The sequence below is a fragment of the Pseudomonas borbori genome (assembly GCF_900115555.1).
GTDB lineage: Bacteria > Pseudomonadota > Gammaproteobacteria > Pseudomonadales > Pseudomonadaceae > Aquipseudomonas > Aquipseudomonas borbori.
Window position 1 is genome coordinate 69,752 of record NZ_FOWX01000015.1, and the last position, 16,116, is coordinate 85,867.

Genomic DNA, 16,116 nt, shown 5'->3' on the forward strand with positions numbered 1-16,116 from the left:
GCGCAAGCGATGCCGTGCCCTTTGTTTTTCTATTCCCGAAATTCAGTGCAGCCGATTTTTTGCCCAGAGCCCTATGAACGACATCAGCATTCCCGAGCAATACGACCTGCAAACCTCCGCCTTGAAAGTGCCGCCGCACTCGATCGAGGCCGAGCAAGCCGTGCTGGGTGGCCTGATGCTCGACAACAATGCCTGGGAGCGGGTGCTCGATGCGGTGTCCGATGGCGATTTCTATCGGCATGACCACCGGCTTATTTTTCGCGCCATCTACAAGCTGGCCGAACGCAACCATCCGTTCGACGTGGTCACCGTGTCCGAGCAGCTGGACAAGGAAGGCCAGCTGTCCCAGGTCGGCGGCCTGGCCTATCTGGGCGAACTGGCGAAGAACATTCCATCGGTGGCCAACATCAAGGCCTATGCGCAGATCATCCGTGAGCGCGCCACCCTGCGCCAGCTGATCGGCATCAGCGGCGAGATCGCCGACAGTGCCTATGCCCCGCAGGGGCGTAGCGGCGAGGAGATTCTCGACGAGGCCGAGCGGCTGATTTTCCAGATCGCCGAGGCGCGGCCGAAGACCGGCGGTCCGGTGGGCATCAACGACATCCTGGTCAAGGCCATCGACCGCATCGACACCCTGTTCAACTCGGGCGATGCGATTACCGGCCTGTCCACCGGCTTCAACGATCTGGATGCGCAGACCAGCGGCCTGCAGCCGGCGGACCTGATCATCGTCGCCGGCCGTCCGTCCATGGGTAAGACCACCTTCGCCATGAACCTGGTGGAAAACGCCGTGCTGCGCAGCGACAAGGCCATCGTCGTGTATTCGCTGGAGATGCCGTCGGACTCGATCGTCATGCGGATGCTCGCCTCCCTGGGGCGCATCGACCAGACCAAGGTGCGTGCCGGTCGACTGGATGACGACGATTGGCCGCGCCTGACCTCGGCGGTCAACCTGCTCAACGACCGCAAGCTGTTCATCGACGACACCGCCGGCATCTCGCCCTCGGAGATGCGCGCGCGCACCCGGCGCCTGGCCCGCGAGCACGGCGAGATCGGCATGATCATGGTCGACTACCTGCAGCTGATGCAGATTCCCGGCTCCAGCAGCGAAAGCCGGGTCAACGAGATCTCCGAAATTTCCCGCTCGCTCAAGGCCCTGGCCAAGGAATTCAACTGCCCGGTGATCGCCCTGTCGCAGCTCAACCGTTCCCTGGAGCAGCGGCCCAACAAGCGCCCGATCAACTCCGACTTGCGCGAATCCGGGGCGATCGAGCAGGACGCCGACATCATCATGTTCGTCTACCGCGACGAGGTGTATCACCCGGAGACCGAGCTCAAGGGCGTGGCCGAGATCATCATCGGCAAGCAGCGTAACGGGCCGATCGGCACCACGCGGCTGGCCTTTCTCGGCAAGTATTCGCGCTTCGAGAACCTGGCGCCGGGCAGCTACCAATTCGACGAGGATTGAGAGGCGGGTTGCGACGTAGCTTCTGGCCGAACCGGATCGATAACAACGGGCGCTCAGCGATCAGCCTGGCCGCCCGTTTTTTGGGATGTTGCGCTCATGCACCTGCTCGTCGCCACCATCGATTGCCTTGCCGGGCGAAAGACGCGCTGCCGCTAGCGATGATTCGGCAGGCGTCGTTGCGGGCAGCCTCCTAGAGCCCGCTGGTGACCTTGATCACGTCCAGTTGCAGGCGTGCGCTGCTGCTCAGTTCGCCGTCTTCGCCGCACACCGACGAACCTGAGCGGCCGCGGGCCTTGACCTTGTACAGGGCCTCGTCGGCGGCCTTGTAGAGACTGGCGAAGTGCTTGGCGTGCTGGGGGTAGAGGGCTACGCCGATGCTGATGGTCACAGCCAGTCGTTCGGCGCCATAGAGCACCGGTTGCGCCAATTCGGCGAGCAGGCGCGCGGCGATCTCGCGGGCGTGGCGCTCGGCCTCGTCGCCGCAGATCAGCACGGCGAACTCATCGCCGCCCAGGCGCGCCACGCTATCGCCGCTGCGCACGTGTTCGCGCAGGCGCTTGGCGACCATTTGCAGCATCAGGTCGCCGGCATCGTGGCCGAAGCGGTCGTTGATCGGTTTGAAATGGTCGAGGTCGATCAGCAGCAAGGCCACGCTTTCGCCGTGGCGCTCGGCGTGGGCCAGAGCGGTTTCGGTGCGCTCAACCAGATAGCGGCGGTTCGGCAGTTCGGTCAGCGGATCGTGGAAGGCGGCATGTTGCAGTTCCAGTTCGCGCTGCAGCAGGCGCTGGTTGGCCGCCGCCAGTTCGGCGGTGCGTTGTGCCACTGCGCGGTGCAGTTCGTTGGCGTTGGCTTGGGCCAGGGTCAGGCGCGCGGTTTTTTCCCGGTCGGCTTGTCGTATCGCTTCGGCCTTCTCCTGCTTGAGCATCTGGATGCGGTAGGCCAGGGCAAAGGAGAACAGGATGGTTTCTGCGGCGACCGACAACGGGAACAGGTAGGCGGTGAAATTGTCTGGCTCGATCAGTCCGGCCGCGCGCATCACCAGCACCACGGTGCTGCCGAGCACGGCGCCGTAGCCGAGCAGGTAGAAGCGCGCCGGGAAGAAACCCTGGTAGCAGCGCACGCCGGCACTGAACAACGCGGTTGGCACCGTAACCAGCGGCGTCAGGGCGATCAGCAGGGCACCTTCGGCGCGGTAGCCGAAGGCGTTGATCGCGATGGCGATGAGATAGAGCACGCAGCCGGCATTCAGCAGGCGATGCGGCCAGGGCAAGCCGCGTTTGGTGTAGAGCAACTCCTGGGTGAAGCGCATGACGAAGATACCCCACAGCGAGGGCAGGGTGATGCGATCCAGCCAGAAGGGCACGGCGCTGCCCGGCCACAGGTACTGGAAGCCGTGACCGCTCATGCTGAGGATGAATACCAGCACGCAGGCGGTGGCCAGCACGTACCAGAGATAGGCCTGGTCGCGCAGGGCGACGAGGATGAACAGGTTGTACAGCAGCAGCGCCAGGATCATGCCGTAGATCAGGCCGAAGCCGATGTTTTCGTTGCTGGCCTGTTGCTCGAGGTCGCCGAGCTGCCAGATGGTCAGCGGGAAGGAGTTGCCGGCGGGGTCGAGGCTGCGGAAGTACAGGGTCAGGGGTTCTGCGCCCAGCTCGGGCAGTTTGAACAGCATGCGTCTATAGGCGTAGTCGCGGCCCTCGGCGTAGGGCACCGCGGTGCCCGTTGCGCGCGTGTGCCAGCCGCCCTGGCCGTCAGGCAGGTAGAGTTGCAGGTTGAAGATGGTGATGCCGGCGTTTTCCAGCCACCACTGGCTCGGTGCGTGCTGGCCGCGTTGCAGGGTGACCTTGAGCCACCAGGGATGGCGGCTCTGGCCGACGGTGGCCCGGCCATTGGCCGGCTGGAAGCGGCTTTGCACGGCCGGGTCGGCCATGTCGGCGATGCTCAATTGCGCGCCGACATCTTCCAGCAGCTCTATCTGTTCATTCAGCAGCATGCCGCTGCTGGTGCTGTCGAGCAGGATGGTCGCCGCACTGGCCCCGTCGGGCAGGCCGGTCAGGCTCAACAGTAGAATGAGTGAGGAGACGATCCGCTGCACTGCAAGCACCTCTTGCGCCGGCACCGCTACCGGTGGCGTGTCGGCGGAGTATAGCTATAAGTGCGCCTGTGATCACAAATGCCTTGCGCCTGGTTCCCGTGCGCTCGAGTGGGTTTGTCCTAGTGTAAGGGTCGGACTTGGTCAAATTTTGTGCTATATTCCGCGGCCGTTTACTCCTGACATCTCGGTCATTTCCATGCACGCAGCCAAGCCGTTATTCGACTATCCAAAATACTGGGCTGAGTGCTTCGGCCCGGCGCCTTTCCTGCCGATGAGCCGGGAAGAGATGGATCAGCTCGGCTGGGACAGCTGCGACATCATCATCGTCACCGGCGATGCCTATGTCGACCACCCGTCGTTCGGCATGGCGATCATCGGCCGACTGCTTGAGGCCCAGGGCTTTCGCGTCGGCATCATTGCCCAGCCGGACTGGAGCAGCAAAGACGATTTCATGCAGCTGGGCGAGCCCAACCTGTTCTTCGGCGTCGCGGCCGGCAACATGGACTCGATGATCAACCGCTACACCGCCGACAAGAAGATCCGCAGCGACGATGCCTACACGCCCGGCGGTCTGGCCGGCAAGCGCCCGGATCGCGCCAGCCTGGTCTACAGCCAGCGCTGCAAGGAAGCCTACCGGCATGTGCCGATCGTGCTCGGCGGCATCGAGGCCTCGCTGCGGCGCATCGCCCATTACGATTACTGGCAGGACAAGGTGCGTCACTCGATCCTGATCGACTCCTGCGCCGATATCCTGTTGTATGGCAACGCCGAGCGGGCCATCGTCGAGATCGCCCAGCGCCTGTCCTACGGTCATGAGATCGAGAGCATCACCGATATTCGCGGCACCTCCTTCATTCGCCGCGATACGCCGCAAGGCTGGATGGAGATCGACTCCAGTCGTATCGACCGCCCGGGCAAAGTCGACAAGGTCATCAATCCCTATGTGAACACCCAGGATACCCAGGCCTGCGCCATCGAACAGGACAAGGGACCGATTGAGGACCCCAACGAGGCCAAGGTGGTGCAGTTGCTGGCGCACCCGCGCCTGGAGCGTGACAAGACAGTGATCCGCCTGCCGTCGTTCGAGAAGGTGCGCGCCGATGCGGTGCTGTACGCCCACGCCAACCGCGTGCTGCACCTGGAAACCAACCCGGGCAATGCCCGCGCCCTGGTGCAGAAGCACGGCGAGGTGGATGTGTGGCTCAATCCGCCGCCCATTCCCATGACCACCGAAGAGATGGATTACGTGTTCGGCATGCCCTTCGCACGGGTGCCGCACCCGGTCTACGGCCAGGCGAAGATTCCAGCCTACGAGATGATCCGCTTCTCCATCAACATCATGCGCGGCTGTTTCGGCGGCTGTACCTTCTGCTCGATCACCGAGCACGAAGGGCGGATCATCCAGAGCCGCTCGCAGGAGTCGATCATTCGCGAGATCGAAGATATCCGCGACAAGGTGCCGAGTTTTACCGGGGTGATTTCCGATCTGGGCGGGCCGACCGCCAATATGTATCGCCTGGCCTGCAAGAGTCCGGAGATCGAAGCCGCCTGCCGCAAGCCGTCCTGCGTGTTCCCCGGTATCTGCGAAAACCTCAATACCGATCACTCGGCCTTGATCCAGTTGTATCGCTCGGCCCGTGCCCTGCCGGGGGTGAAGAAGATTCTGATCGCCTCGGGCCTGCGTTACGACCTGGCGGTGAAGTCGCCGGAGTACGTCAAGGAACTGGTCACTCACCATGTCGGCGGCTACCTGAAAATCGCCCCGGAGCACACCGAGGAAGGCCCGCTGAACAAGATGATGAAGCCGGGCATCGGTACCTACGACCGCTTCAAGCAGATGTTCGAGAAGTACACCAAGGAGGCGGGCAAGGAGCAGTACCTGATCCCCTACTTCATCGCTGCGCACCCCGGTACCAGCGACGAGGACATGCTGAACCTTGCCCTGTGGCTCAAGAGCAACGGCTTCCGCGCCGATCAGGTGCAGGCCTTCTACCCCTCGCCGATGGCCACCGCCACCGCCATGTACCACTCGGGCAAGAACCCGCTGCGCAAGGTCACCTACAAGAGCGATGGCGTGGCCATCGTCAAGAGCGAGGCGCAACGCCGTCTGCACAAGGCCTTCCTGCGTTACCACGACCCCAAGGGCTGGCCGATGCTGCGCGAGGCGCTGGAGCGCATGGGCCGCAGCGACCTGATCGGATCCGGCAAGCATCAGTTGATTCCGCTGCATCAGCCGGCTACCGACAGCTACCAGAGCGCGCGGCGCAAGAACTCCACCCCGGCCGGCAGCAAGAAGCTCGGCGGCGCTGCTCGCAGCGCCGGCGACAAGACCCGGCCTCTGCTGACCCAGCACACCGGCCTGCCGCCGCGCGATACCGGTGCCGCTGGCGGAAACCCCTGGGACAAGCGCGAACAGGCCAAGGCCGCCGCCCAGGCGCGCAACCAGCAGGCCGCCAGGGAGCGTTCGGATGCCGCCAAGGGCAAAGGCAAGAAGCCGCCGAGGAAGCCTGTAGCGCCGCGCTGATTGGCTTGTAAGCGGCCGCAGCCTGTCGCGGCTAAAACCCCTCCCACAGATGCGCTATCGACTTGTGGGAGGGGCCGGGCGGCGTTCCACTTTAGCCGCGAGCTTTTGCGCTGTTTAGCCGGGTAGGGGGGGATGGCCTAAATCGCTTCCCGGATTGCGCTGAGGCTTATCCGGGCTACGGCTGATGTCGCTCAGCCGTAACGCTTCTGTGCTTCGATGGCCAGGCCGCTGCCGATGCTGCCGAAGGTGTTGCCTTCCACATGGCGGGCGTTGGGCAGCATGGCTGCGACGCTCTGGCGCAGCGCCGGGATGCCGCTGGAACCGCCGGTGAAGAACAGCGTATCGACCTGCTCGACACCCACCCCGGCATCGCCGAGCAGCTGCGTCACGCTGGCGCGCACGCGCTCGAGCAGCGGCTCGATGGCGGCCTCGAACAATTCGCGGGTCAGCTCGGCGACCAGGCCGGGTTCGACCCGGCTCAGGTCGATGGGCCGCGCGGCCTGCTCGCTCAGGGCGATCTTGCTGTCTTCAACCTGCATCGCCAGCCAGTGGCCGTCACGCCGTTCGATCAGCTGGAACAGGCGGTCGATGCCGACGGGGTCGAGGATGTCGTAGCGCATGCTCTGCAGTTGGCGCTGGGACTGCGCCGAGTAGACCGCGTTGATGGTGTGCCAGGTGGCCAGATTGAGGTGAGTGCTGGTGGGCATCGGCGCGGCGCTCTTCATCCGGCTGCCGTAGCCGAACAGCGGCATCACGCCGGCCAGCGAGAGTTGTTTGTCGAAGTCGGTGCCGCCGATATGCACACCGCCGGTGGCGAGGATGTCGGCATGCCGCTCGGCAATGGCGCGGCGCTCGGGCGCCAGGCGCACCAGGGAAAAGTCCGAGGTGCCGCCGCCGATGTCGACGATCAGCACCAACTCCTCGCGCTCGATGCCCGACTCGTAGTCGAAGGCCGCGGCGATCGGTTCGTACTGGAAGGACACGTCCTTGAAACCGAGCTTGTGCGCCACCGCCACCAGGGTGTTCTGCGCTTCAAGGTCGGCGAGCGGGTCGTCATCGACGAAGAACACCGGGCGGCCCAGCACCACTTCCTCGAATGGCCGTTGCGCTACAGCCTCGGCGCGGTTTTTCAGCTCGCCGATGAAGAAGCCGAGCAGGTCCTTGAACGGCAGGGAGCTGCCCAGCACCGTGGTTTCGCTTTTCAGCAGCTTGGAGCCGAGCAGGCTCTTCAGCGAGCGCATCAGCCGGCCCTCATAGCCTTCCAGGTATTCCTGCAGGGCCAGGCGGCCGTAGACCGGGCGACGTTCCTCGAGGTTGAAGAACACCACCGAGGGCAGGGTGATCTTGCCGTCTTCAAGCTCGATCAGGGGCTCGGCGTCCGGGCGCAGCCAGCCGACGGTGGAGTTGGAGGTGCCGAAGTCGATGCCGCAGGCGCGGGCGGGGGTGGAGAAAGTCATGCGACGCGCTGTTCCTAGAAAAAATTACCGGGAGAAATTTTTGACGTCGCGTAGCGACGGCCCGGAGGCTGGCCGCCATGGATGGCATGGCCACAAAAACGGCCGCGCATTCTATGGGATACGCCGCGCAAATGCTGCGTCGATTGCGCTATGACGCGACGAACGATCCCCAGCCCAGGGTCAAGGCGGCGAGCATGCTGTAGCGCGCGGTCTTGGCCAGGCCGACGATCAGCAGGAAGACCCACAAGCGCTCACGCATCACCCCGGCGACCAGGGTCAGGGGATCGCCGATGATCGGCAGCCAGCTGAGCAGCAGCGCCCAGCGCCCATAGCGCGCATACCAGCCCTGCGCCTGGTGCAGGCGCCGTTCGCTGACCGGGAACCAGCGGCGCTGGCGGAAGTGCTCGAGGTAGCGGCCCAGGGTCCAGTTGACCAGCGAGCCGAGGACGTTGCCGACGCTGGCCACCGCCACCAGCAGCCACAACAGGTAGGCATCGCTGAGCAACAGGCCGATTAGCACCGCCTCGGAGCCCAATGGCAGCAAGGTCGCGGCGCCGAAGGCGGAAAGGAACAGGCCCAGGTAGGCGGAGATCGTCAGCATGCCGCGGTTAGCTTGGCTGCCGGGCGCTGCCGCGCCTGTACGGCAGGCCGCGTACTCAGGCCTGCGGCGCCATGATCTCTTCCAGCTTCAAACCGGTCAGGCCGTGAATGGTGCGCCACAGGTAGTAGAAGATCGCCATCAGCATGATCATCGAGGGGATGGCGATCATCGGGTAGCTGAGCAGGTTCATCCGCCCCAGTTCGGCATTGAAGGCCTCGCTGCCGGCCGGGCTGATCACGATCCACTTGGCCAGCGCATAGTTCATCGCCGAGGAAAAGAAGAAGGTGCCGCTCAGCCAGTAGGTGGCGGTCAGCAGGCGCGTTTCGAAGTGCTGGGTATGCCCGCCCTGTTCCAGGCGCTCATGGATCTTGTCGACGTTGAGCACGCTTTTATTGAACAGCAGGGTGCGGATCAGCGGGTAGCGGGTGCGGGTCGACACCAGCACGGCGATGCCGATCAGGCCGGGAATCGCCGCCTCCTTGATCGCCAGCCACTGGTTGTCCAGCTTGAGCAGGCCGATGCCGCCGGTCAGCAGCACGCTGATCAGGCCGAGCAGGGCGATGAAGTTGAATTTGCGGTACTTGACCAGCTCGAACGTGCCCCAGCCAAGGGGGAACGCCAGCGCCAGGACCAGGGCGCCATCGGCGCCGAGGTTGGCTTCGCCGCTGAGCTTCATCAGGATCAGTGACGGAATCAGGATGCTGATCAGCAAATCCACCAGCGGGCGGGGCTTGTGTGTGGCGGTGGAGCTGTGGGTGGTATCGGTCATGTCGTTCATGGCGCAGGAATGAGTGCTGATGATCGCCTGCCTGGGCCTCGGCCGCCAGTCCGACCGTCGGTTGGACTGTGACAAAGTGGTGCGGCTGGCGAAAATACGCCGCGAGGGCGATGAGTTTCCACCACTTTCCGCGACCTGCCAGGCGAGGACCTGGCCTGGGCCGCGGAATTCAGGGGGGCAGACGACTAGCACTTGAGATTCGTCGTGCGCGAGCGCATATCTCCGGGGTGACTAATGTTGCGAGGGCGGGCAAATGGCCAGTGGTTGGGCAAATGACGACGCAGTGCAGGAACAGATCGACAGCAGTATCGAAGACGCCGTCCGGCGCGCCCGCAGCCAGCTGCCGAGCGGGGAAAGCCTGAGCCACTGCGAAGAGTGTGACGCCCGCATTCCCGAGGCGCGGCGCCAGGCGATTGTCGGCGTGCGCCTGTGCGTGGCTTGCCAGGGCGAGTGTGACCGGGAACAGGCGAAATTCAGCGGCTATAACCGCCGTGGCAGCAAGGACAGTCAATTGCGCTGAGCCCGGCATGCGCTTGCGCTCCTGTGGGGCTTGGTTTACCCCCGGCCGTGGTGCGCGCCGCACCCCGGGCAGCCCTGCAGCCCTGCAGCGATTCAGGGCGACAGGTAGTTCTTCACCCCGGTGAAGATGATCTGCGCCGCCAGGGCGCAGACGAACAGGCCCATCAGGCGGCTGACGATCTGCAGACCCTGGTCGCCGAGCAGGCGTTCGAACTGGTTGGACAGGTACAGCACCACGCCGACCGTGAGGCTGGCCAGGGCGATGGCCAGCACCGCCAGCAGCTTGTCGTCCCAGTGCGGCTGGCCGGCGCCCATCAGCAGCAGCGCACCTATGGTGCCGGGGCCGACGGTCAGCGGAATGGTCAGCGGCACTATGGTCACGTCCTGCTGCACGTTGTCGCTCTGCACCGCCGAGTTGCCCTGGGCCATGCCCAGCGCCGAGATGAACAGCACGCTGCCGGCGCCGATACGGAAGGCGTCGATGGTGATGCCGAACAGGGTGAAGATGTGCTTGCCGAACAGGTACAGCAGCAGGCTGGAAATCAGTACGCCGAGGGCGACCTTCCAGGCCAGACGCTTGCGCTCCTTGACCGTGTAGCCGCGGCTCAGGCCGATAAAGCAGGACAACACGAAGAACGGGCTGTAGAGCACCAGTAACTTCAGATACAGACTGAACAGCTCGGACGCCATGGGGGTGGACTCGTCTCTTGGCTAAAGGGGGGCCGGCAGCGCCGGTGGCGCCTGCATGATCCGGGATTGTCGGCTCGATCTCCAGTCCCCGCTGCGGCAATTGTGCGCGCACGCCAGGCAACCGTTCGGCAGCTGAGGCATAGGCGGGCAGCGGCGTCGGCTATACCTGTTGGCTTAACCACTGTTGGCAACGGGCGCATGGCGCGTATCAGTTTCACCCCCAACCTGCAGCGTCACCTCGATGTGGCGCCGTGCGCGGTGCCGGGCGCCACGGTCGCCGCCGTGCTGGCCGAGGTGTTCGCCACCAACCCGCGGCTGCGCAGTTACCTGCTGGACGACCAGGGGCAGCTGCGTCGGCATGTGGCGATCTTCGTCGATGGCGAGCGGATCGATGATCGCCGCCACCTGAGCGACAGGGTCGGCGCCGCCAGCGAGGTCTATGTGGTGCAGGCGCTTTCCGGCGGCTAGCAGGCCGGGCAGCGCAGGTCGTTTCTCAACAGCCTGCTGGAGGGAGAACGATATGGCGGATGTGCTTTATGTGGCCACGCGCAAGGGCCTGTTGACCTTCGCCCGCGCGGGCGGGAGCTGGCGCCTGGCGCGTACGGACTTTCTCGGCGAGCCGGTCAGCATGGTTCTGGCCGATCATCGCGACGGTCATCTGTATGCGGCCCTGAACCTGGGGCATTTCGGCCCGAAACTGTGGCGCTCGACGGATGCCGGGCAGCACTGGCAGGAGATCGCCGTGCCGGCCTTCGCCGCCGAGGAGGAGGGCGAAGGGCCGTCGGTGACGATGATCTGGTCGCTGGAAGGCGGCGGCGCCGATCGCCCCGGCAGCCTGTGGGCCGGCACCCTGCCGGGGGCCTTGTTCCACTCGGCGGATCACGGCGACTCCTGGCAGTTGAACGAGGCGCTGTGGCAGCGTCCGGAGCGGGCCCAGTGGTTCGGCGGCGGCTACGATCAGCCGGGCATCCACTCCATTTGCGTCGACCCGCGCGACAGTGCGCGCTTGCGCGTGGCGGTGTCCTGCGGCGGGGTCTGGTGCAGCGACGACGAGGGCGTCAGCTGGGCTTGTCGCACCCGGGGCATGCGCGCCGCCTATATGCCGGCGGAACTGGCGCAGACCCCGGAGATCCAGGATCCGCACCGCATGCTGGCCTGTCCGGCGGCACCCGAGACCCTCTGGGTGCAGCACCATAACGGCATCTTCCTGTCCCGCGACGATGCCGCGCACTGGCAGGAGCTGCTCGACGTCGAGCCCTCGAGCTTCGGCTTCGCCCTGGCGGTACACCCCCGTGAGCCGGAAACCGCCTGGTTCGTGCCGGCGCTCAAGGATGAATGCCGGGTGCCGGTGGGCCAGCGTCTGCTGGTGACCCGCACCCGCGATGGCGGCCGCAGTTTCGAGCGCTTGAGTCGCGGCCTGCCGCAGTCCGACTGCTTCGACCTGGTCTATCGTCATGCCCTGGAGGTGGACGAGAGCGGGCAGCGCCTGGCGATGGGCTCGACCACCGGTCATCTGTGGCTATCGGACGACCAGGGCGACAGCTGGCAGGCGTTGGCCGGCAATCTGCCGCCGATCTATGCATTGCGCTTTGCCTGAAACGCCGCCATGCGGACTTGTCGGCGCAGGTCAGGGCAGGGCCTCGCGCGGCTGGCGGATCTCGCGCTGGGCGATCCAGTATTCGAGCAGTTCGCGCAATTGCGAGAGTTCCACCGGCTTGGCCATGTGGCCGTCCATGCCGGCCTCCCGTGCCCGTTCCTTGTGTTCGTTGAGGATGTGCGCGGTCAATGCCACCACCGGGGTGCGCGGGCGCTGTTCGGCGGCTTCCCAGGCGCGCAGTTGTTCGGTGGCGGAGAAACCGTCGAGCAGCGGCATTTCGCAGTCCATCAGCACCAGGTCGTAATGTTGCGCCTTCATGGCGTTGAGGGCTTCCTCGCCATTGCTGGCGGTATCCGGTTGCAGGTTGAGCTTGCCGAGCATGCCGCGGATCACCTTGGTCGAAATGCTGTTGTCTTCGGCGACCAGGATGCGGAAGTCGCTCGGCACATTCAACGCAGTGCTGACCAGGTGCGGGGCGAACAGCGGCGAGTTGCTGCCACCGCGTTGGGACAGCTCGTCGGCCAGGGTGGTCTTGAGCGTGTAGCTGGCCACCGGCTTGGCCAGGATGCGCTTGACTCCGGCGTTGCGCGCGATGATCTTGCTCGGTGAATTGCTGATGCCGGTGAGCATGATCAGCAGGATATCGTGATTGAGGCTGGGGTCTTCCTTGATTCTCGTCGCCAGCTGCATGCCGGTCATGCCGGGCATGTCCTGGTCGAGCAGTACCACGTCGAAGTATTCGCGCATGTGCGCCTTGGTGCGCAGCAGGGCCAGGGCTTCCTTGCCCGATGGCACGGCGCTGACCTGCAGGCCCCAGGCATTGCATTGCTGCACCAGGACCTTGCGGCAGGTGTCGTTGTCATCCACCACCAGCAGGCGGGCGCCCTGCAGCGGGCCATCGAGGTCGGCCGTAGGCCGTTCGAGCCGCTGGCTGTCCAGCGGCAGGGTCAGCCACAGGGTCGAGCCCTGGGTGCCGCCGCTCTGGATGCCGAACTCACCACGCATCAGGCGCACCAGTTGGCGGGCGATGATCAGGCCGAGGCGGCCGCCGAGTTGGGTCGCGGCGAGGAAGTCCTTGCTGTGCAGTTCGGCATTGAGCAGGGCGTCGCGCTCGCCGGCCTGTAGCGGGCGCCCGCTGTCCTGCACGGCGATGCGCAAGCGTGGCTGCCCGCTGCCGCTGTCAAGAGCCACGACCAGGAGAATTTCGCCTTCGTCGGTCTGTTTGAAGGCGTTGTCGAGCAGGCTCAGCAAGATCTGGCGCAGACGCGTCGGGTCGCCGCTGATAACCCGTGGCACCTGCGGTTGCATGAAACTGATCAGTTCGACTTTCTGCTGTTCGGCCTTGGCGCGGAAGATGTTCAGGCAGTCCTCGGTCAGTGCATCCAGGTCGAACTGTACGTCGTCCAGCTCGATCTGCCCGGATTCGAGCTTGGAAATGTCGAGAATCTCGTTGATCAGAGCCAGCAGCTCGTTACCCGAGCTGTGGATGGTCTGCACGTAGTCACGCTGTTTGACCGACAGGGGCGTGTCGAGCAGCAGTTCGGTCATGCCCAGCACGCCATTCATGGGTGTGCGGATTTCGTGACTGATCTTGGCGAGGAATTCGGCCTTGGCCTTGAGTTCGGCCGAACTGGCGGCCAGTGCGGTGCTCTCCCTGAGGTTGGTGCGCTGGATCTGCCGTTGCCGTTCGGCGAGCGAGAGGCTGAGGAAGATGCCGCCGAGCGTGGCGATACTGAAGACGGCGATCACCAGCCAGCCGGGGTTGAGCTGGTCGAGACCGAGCAGTACCGGGATGAATGCGCTGAAGCCGAGGGCGAATACCAGCATGCCGACGACGATGAAGCGTGCGGGCTGATAGCCGCCATACCAGAGCCGGCTGGCCATCAGCAAGACGCTCAAGGTGCTGAGTAGCACCAGCAGGTAGACCAGGCTGCTGTACCAGAGCAGGCCGGTGCCGGCGATCACCAGTGCGCTGCCCAGGATCAGTCCGGCGATGCCCTGCAGCAGGTGCTTGAGCCTGCCGGGCTGGGCCTGGGTGTGCTGCATGAAGCCGAGGCAGAAGGCCTGTAGGCAGAAGGCCGCCAGCAGCGCCGACAGGTCGGCGACCAGCGACTGGTTGTAGCTCTGGCTGGGCACCCAGACGGCGAACAGGCCCAGATTGGCCGCCGCGCAGACCGCCAGGCTGGCATGCAGGGCGCTCAGCCACAGGCAGCAGGTGGCGCGGCTGTAGAGAAAACGGATGAGGTTGTACAGGGTCAGCAACAGCAGGCCGCCGAGCAGGGCGCCAAAGACATAGGCGGGCTTTTCCTGGGCCACCAGCCCGGCCTCGTCGATGAGCTTGAACCAGGCCATCAACGGATGGTTCGAGGTCATGCGTACATAGGCCTCGCGGGGCTGGCCGTCGTTGGGCAGGGTCAGCAGGTAGGCGCGGGAATCGAGCGGTCGCGCGCTCATCGGTCTGGATTCGCCGGTCTGCAGCTCGCGTTCGATGGTGCCGTCGCGCAACAGGTAGTAGTCGAGGTACTGCACGCGCGGAGCGAAGAGCCACAGCCAACCCGGTTGCTGGTTGCGCGGCAGCTCGACATGCAGCCAGACGGCCTGTTCGCTGGGGGGGAAGGTGAAGGCCTGTCTGCCCAGCGGCTGGAACTGCTGCTGGCGTGCCCGCACATCCTCCAGGGTCAGCGCGGCACTCGGGTCGAGCAGATACGACCAGTTTTCGGGCTGGCCGTCAGCGGCGTCTGGCACGTTCTCGGCCATGGCTGTCGGCAACAGACAGGCCATGAGCAAAGCGACGAGTAGTCCTGTGGCAATCCTGAGCCCGTGCACGCTGAATTCCCTTTGAAAGATGAGTGGCCAGATTATAACCAAGCCGTTGTGTAGCGGAATATGGCCAGGATGGCTAGGCCAGACGCGGTGAAAGCGACCACTGGCGCCTTGTGGCACCTTGCAGGCCGGGTCTCTGCGGCACGACGCTCGTGGGGGTGAGCCGTGCCAGGTTGCCACTGCCCGGCCACCGCGGCCGGGCGGGTTTTGTCGATGTTTATGCTTCGCCGCGTTCGCGGGCAATTGCGCGGTAACCGATGTCGGTGCGGTAGAAACAGCCAGGCCAGCGAATCTTCTGCGCCAGGCGGTAGGCCTGCTGCTGGGCGTCGGCCACGCTGGCGCCAATGGCCGTGGCGCAGAGCACCCGGCCACCGGCCGTCACCACTTGACCGTCCTTGAGTGCGGTACCGGCATGGAACACCTTGCCTTCCAGTGCGGCGGCATCGGCCAGACCCTCGATCACCTCGCCCTTGGCGTAGTCGCCCGGGTAGCCGCCCGCGGCCAGCACCACGCCGACCGTCGGGCGCGGATCCCAGCGCGCTTCGACCTTGTCCAGGGCCTGCGCCAGTGCGGCTTCGACCAGCAGCACCAGCGACGATTCCAGGCGCACCATGATCGGCTGGGTTTCCGGGTCGCCGAAGCGGCAGTTGAATTCGATGACCTTCGGCTTGCCGGCCTTGTCGATCATCAGTCCGGCGTAGAGGAAGCCGGTGTAGACGTTGCCTTCGCTGGCCATGCCGTTGACGGTGGGGTAGATCACCTCGTCCAGCACCCGCTGGTGCACCTCGGCGGTGACCACCGGCGCCGGCGAGTAGGCGCCCATGCCGCCGGTGTTGGGGCCGCTGTCGCCGTCGCCGACGCGCTTGTGGTCCTGGCTGGTGGCCATCGGCAGGACGTTCTTGCCGTCGACCATGACGATGAAGCTGGCTTCCTCGCCGTCGAGAAATTCCTCGATCACCACCCGCGAACCGGCCTCGCCGAAGGCATTGCCGGCGAGCATGTCGCGCACCGCGTCCTCGGCTTCGCCCAGGGTCATGGCGACTATCACACCCTTGCCCGCGGCCAGGCCGTCGGCCTTGATCACGATAGGCGCGCCGACCTTTTGCAGGTAGGCCAGGGCCGGCTCGACTTCGCTGAAGTTCTGGTAATCGGCGGTGGGGATCTGGTGGCGGGCGAGGAAATCCTTGGTAAAGGCTTTCGAGCCTTCCAGCTGCGCCGCGCCGGCGGTCGGGCCGAAGATATCCAGCTGGCGCGCGCGAAACAGGTCGACCACGCCGGCCACCAGCGGTGCTTCCGGGCCGACTATGGTCAGTTGCACGTTTTTCTCAGCAAAGTCAGCAAGCTGCTCCAGGGCCAGCACGTCGATGGCGACGTTCTCGCATTTGGGCTCAAAGGCGGTGCCGGCATTGCCCGGAGCGACGAAGACTTTGGCCACGCGCGGGTCTTGCGCGACTTTCCAGGCCAGCGCATGTTCGCGTCCGCCGCTGCCGATGATCAGTACGTTCATGGGGTTCTCCTTCAGGAGGCGGGCCTGCGGCCCGTTTGGTGGATAGGAAAAGCG

Annotated in this window: 12 protein-coding genes; 5 read left to right on the top strand and 7 right to left on the bottom strand. The window is 65.0% G+C overall.

The window, feature by feature from the left end:
• The first annotated feature begins 73 nt into the window (after window positions 1-73).
• Window positions 74-1,468, top strand: coding sequence for a replicative DNA helicase (gene dnaB / locus BM315_RS13005; RefSeq protein ID WP_090501611.1), 1,395 nt, complete (start codon window positions 74-76; stop codon window positions 1,466-1,468).
• A 190-nt stretch (window positions 1,469-1,658) separates the two neighbouring features.
• Here dnaB and BM315_RS13010 read toward each other — a convergent pair whose 3' ends face one another.
• On the bottom strand, window positions 1,659-3,566 hold the full coding sequence (locus tag BM315_RS13010) for a diguanylate cyclase (RefSeq protein ID WP_090501613.1): 1,908 nt from the start codon (window positions 3,564-3,566) through the stop codon (window positions 1,659-1,661).
• Window positions 3,567-3,762: 196 nt separating this feature from the next.
• Between BM315_RS13010 and BM315_RS13015 the strand changes: the two genes are divergently transcribed.
• A complete protein-coding gene (locus tag BM315_RS13015; protein WP_090501615.1) occupies window positions 3,763-6,090 on the top strand; it encodes a YgiQ family radical SAM protein in 2,328 nt (775 codons plus the stop codon).
• A gap of 191 nt (window positions 6,091-6,281) precedes the next feature.
• Here the strand turns inward: BM315_RS13015 and BM315_RS13020 are convergent, their stop codons facing one another.
• The 3 genes from BM315_RS13020 to BM315_RS13030 all read right to left on the bottom strand — a co-directional run bounded on the left by BM315_RS13020 (window position 6,282) and on the right by BM315_RS13030 (window position 8,917).
• Window positions 6,282-7,547: an Hsp70 family protein gene (locus tag BM315_RS13020; protein WP_090501617.1), complete on the bottom strand. Its 1,266-nt coding sequence runs from the start codon at window positions 7,545-7,547 to the stop codon at window positions 6,282-6,284.
• 148 nt (window positions 7,548-7,695) lie between these two features.
• Window positions 7,696-8,148 carry a YqaA family protein gene (locus BM315_RS13025; RefSeq protein ID WP_090501619.1) on the bottom strand — a complete coding sequence of 151 codons (453 nt, stop codon included), beginning with the start codon at window positions 8,146-8,148 and terminating at the stop codon, window positions 7,696-7,698.
• Between the two features lie 55 nt (window positions 8,149-8,203).
• On the bottom strand, window positions 8,204-8,917 hold the full coding sequence (locus BM315_RS13030) for a VC0807 family protein (RefSeq protein ID WP_090501682.1): 714 nt from the start codon (window positions 8,915-8,917) through the stop codon (window positions 8,204-8,206).
• Window positions 8,918-9,179: 262 nt separating this feature from the next.
• On the opposite strand from BM315_RS13030, the gene BM315_RS13035 reads away from it, so the two are divergent.
• Window positions 9,180-9,446 carry a DksA/TraR family C4-type zinc finger protein gene (locus tag BM315_RS13035; protein ID WP_090501621.1) on the top strand — a complete coding sequence of 89 codons (267 nt, stop codon included), beginning with the start codon at window positions 9,180-9,182 and terminating at the stop codon, window positions 9,444-9,446.
• Window positions 9,447-9,538: 92 nt separating this feature from the next.
• Here the strand turns inward: BM315_RS13035 and BM315_RS13040 are convergent, their stop codons facing one another.
• Window positions 9,539-10,135, bottom strand: coding sequence for a MarC family protein (locus BM315_RS13040; protein ID WP_090501623.1), 597 nt, complete (start codon window positions 10,133-10,135; stop codon window positions 9,539-9,541).
• 198 nt (window positions 10,136-10,333) lie between these two features.
• Between BM315_RS13040 and BM315_RS13045 the strand changes: the two genes are divergently transcribed.
• Both BM315_RS13045 and BM315_RS13050 read left to right on the top strand, forming a co-directional pair.
• Window positions 10,334-10,603, top strand: coding sequence for a MoaD/ThiS family protein (locus BM315_RS13045; protein WP_090501627.1), 270 nt, complete (start codon window positions 10,334-10,336; stop codon window positions 10,601-10,603).
• Window positions 10,604-10,655: 52 nt separating this feature from the next.
• On the top strand, window positions 10,656-11,732 hold the full coding sequence (locus BM315_RS13050) for a WD40/YVTN/BNR-like repeat-containing protein (protein WP_090501629.1): 1,077 nt from the start codon (window positions 10,656-10,658) through the stop codon (window positions 11,730-11,732).
• 30 nt (window positions 11,733-11,762) lie between these two features.
• Here BM315_RS13050 and BM315_RS13055 read toward each other — a convergent pair whose 3' ends face one another.
• Both BM315_RS13055 and purD read right to left on the bottom strand, forming a co-directional pair.
• Complete coding sequence (locus tag BM315_RS13055) at window positions 11,763-14,558, bottom strand: hybrid sensor histidine kinase/response regulator (protein WP_090501631.1); 2,796 nt, start codon at window positions 14,556-14,558, stop codon at window positions 11,763-11,765.
• Window positions 14,559-14,772: 214 nt separating this feature from the next.
• A complete protein-coding gene (gene purD, locus BM315_RS13060; protein ID WP_090501633.1) occupies window positions 14,773-16,062 on the bottom strand; it encodes a phosphoribosylamine--glycine ligase in 1,290 nt (429 codons plus the stop codon).
• Window positions 16,063-16,116: the final 54 nt, after the last annotated feature.

What these genes read in the sequence shown, in the direction of transcription:
- dnaB (WP_090501611.1), top strand. Translation starts at nt 74, where the DNA reads ATGAACGACATCAGCATTCCCGAGCAATACGACCTGCAAACCTCCGCC.
- BM315_RS13015 (WP_090501615.1), top strand. Translation starts at nt 3,763, where the DNA reads ATGCACGCAGCCAAGCCGTTATTCGACTATCCAAAATACTGGGCTGAG.
- BM315_RS13020 (WP_090501617.1), bottom strand. Translation starts at nt 7,547, where the DNA reads ATGACTTTCTCCACCCCCGCCCGCGCCTGCGGCATCGACTTCGGCACC.
- BM315_RS13025 (WP_090501619.1), bottom strand. Translation starts at nt 8,148, where the DNA reads ATGCTGACGATCTCCGCCTACCTGGGCCTGTTCCTTTCCGCCTTCGGC.
- BM315_RS13030 (WP_090501682.1), bottom strand. Translation starts at nt 8,917, where the DNA reads ATGACCGATACCACCCACAGCTCCACCGCCACACACAAGCCCCGCCCG.
- BM315_RS13035 (WP_090501621.1), top strand. Translation starts at nt 9,180, where the DNA reads ATGGCCAGTGGTTGGGCAAATGACGACGCAGTGCAGGAACAGATCGAC.
- BM315_RS13040 (WP_090501623.1), bottom strand. Translation starts at nt 10,135, where the DNA reads ATGGCGTCCGAGCTGTTCAGTCTGTATCTGAAGTTACTGGTGCTCTAC.
- BM315_RS13045 (WP_090501627.1), top strand. Translation starts at nt 10,334, where the DNA reads ATGGCGCGTATCAGTTTCACCCCCAACCTGCAGCGTCACCTCGATGTG.
- BM315_RS13050 (WP_090501629.1), top strand. Translation starts at nt 10,656, where the DNA reads ATGGCGGATGTGCTTTATGTGGCCACGCGCAAGGGCCTGTTGACCTTC.
- purD (WP_090501633.1), bottom strand. Translation starts at nt 16,062, where the DNA reads ATGAACGTACTGATCATCGGCAGCGGCGGACGCGAACATGCGCTGGCC.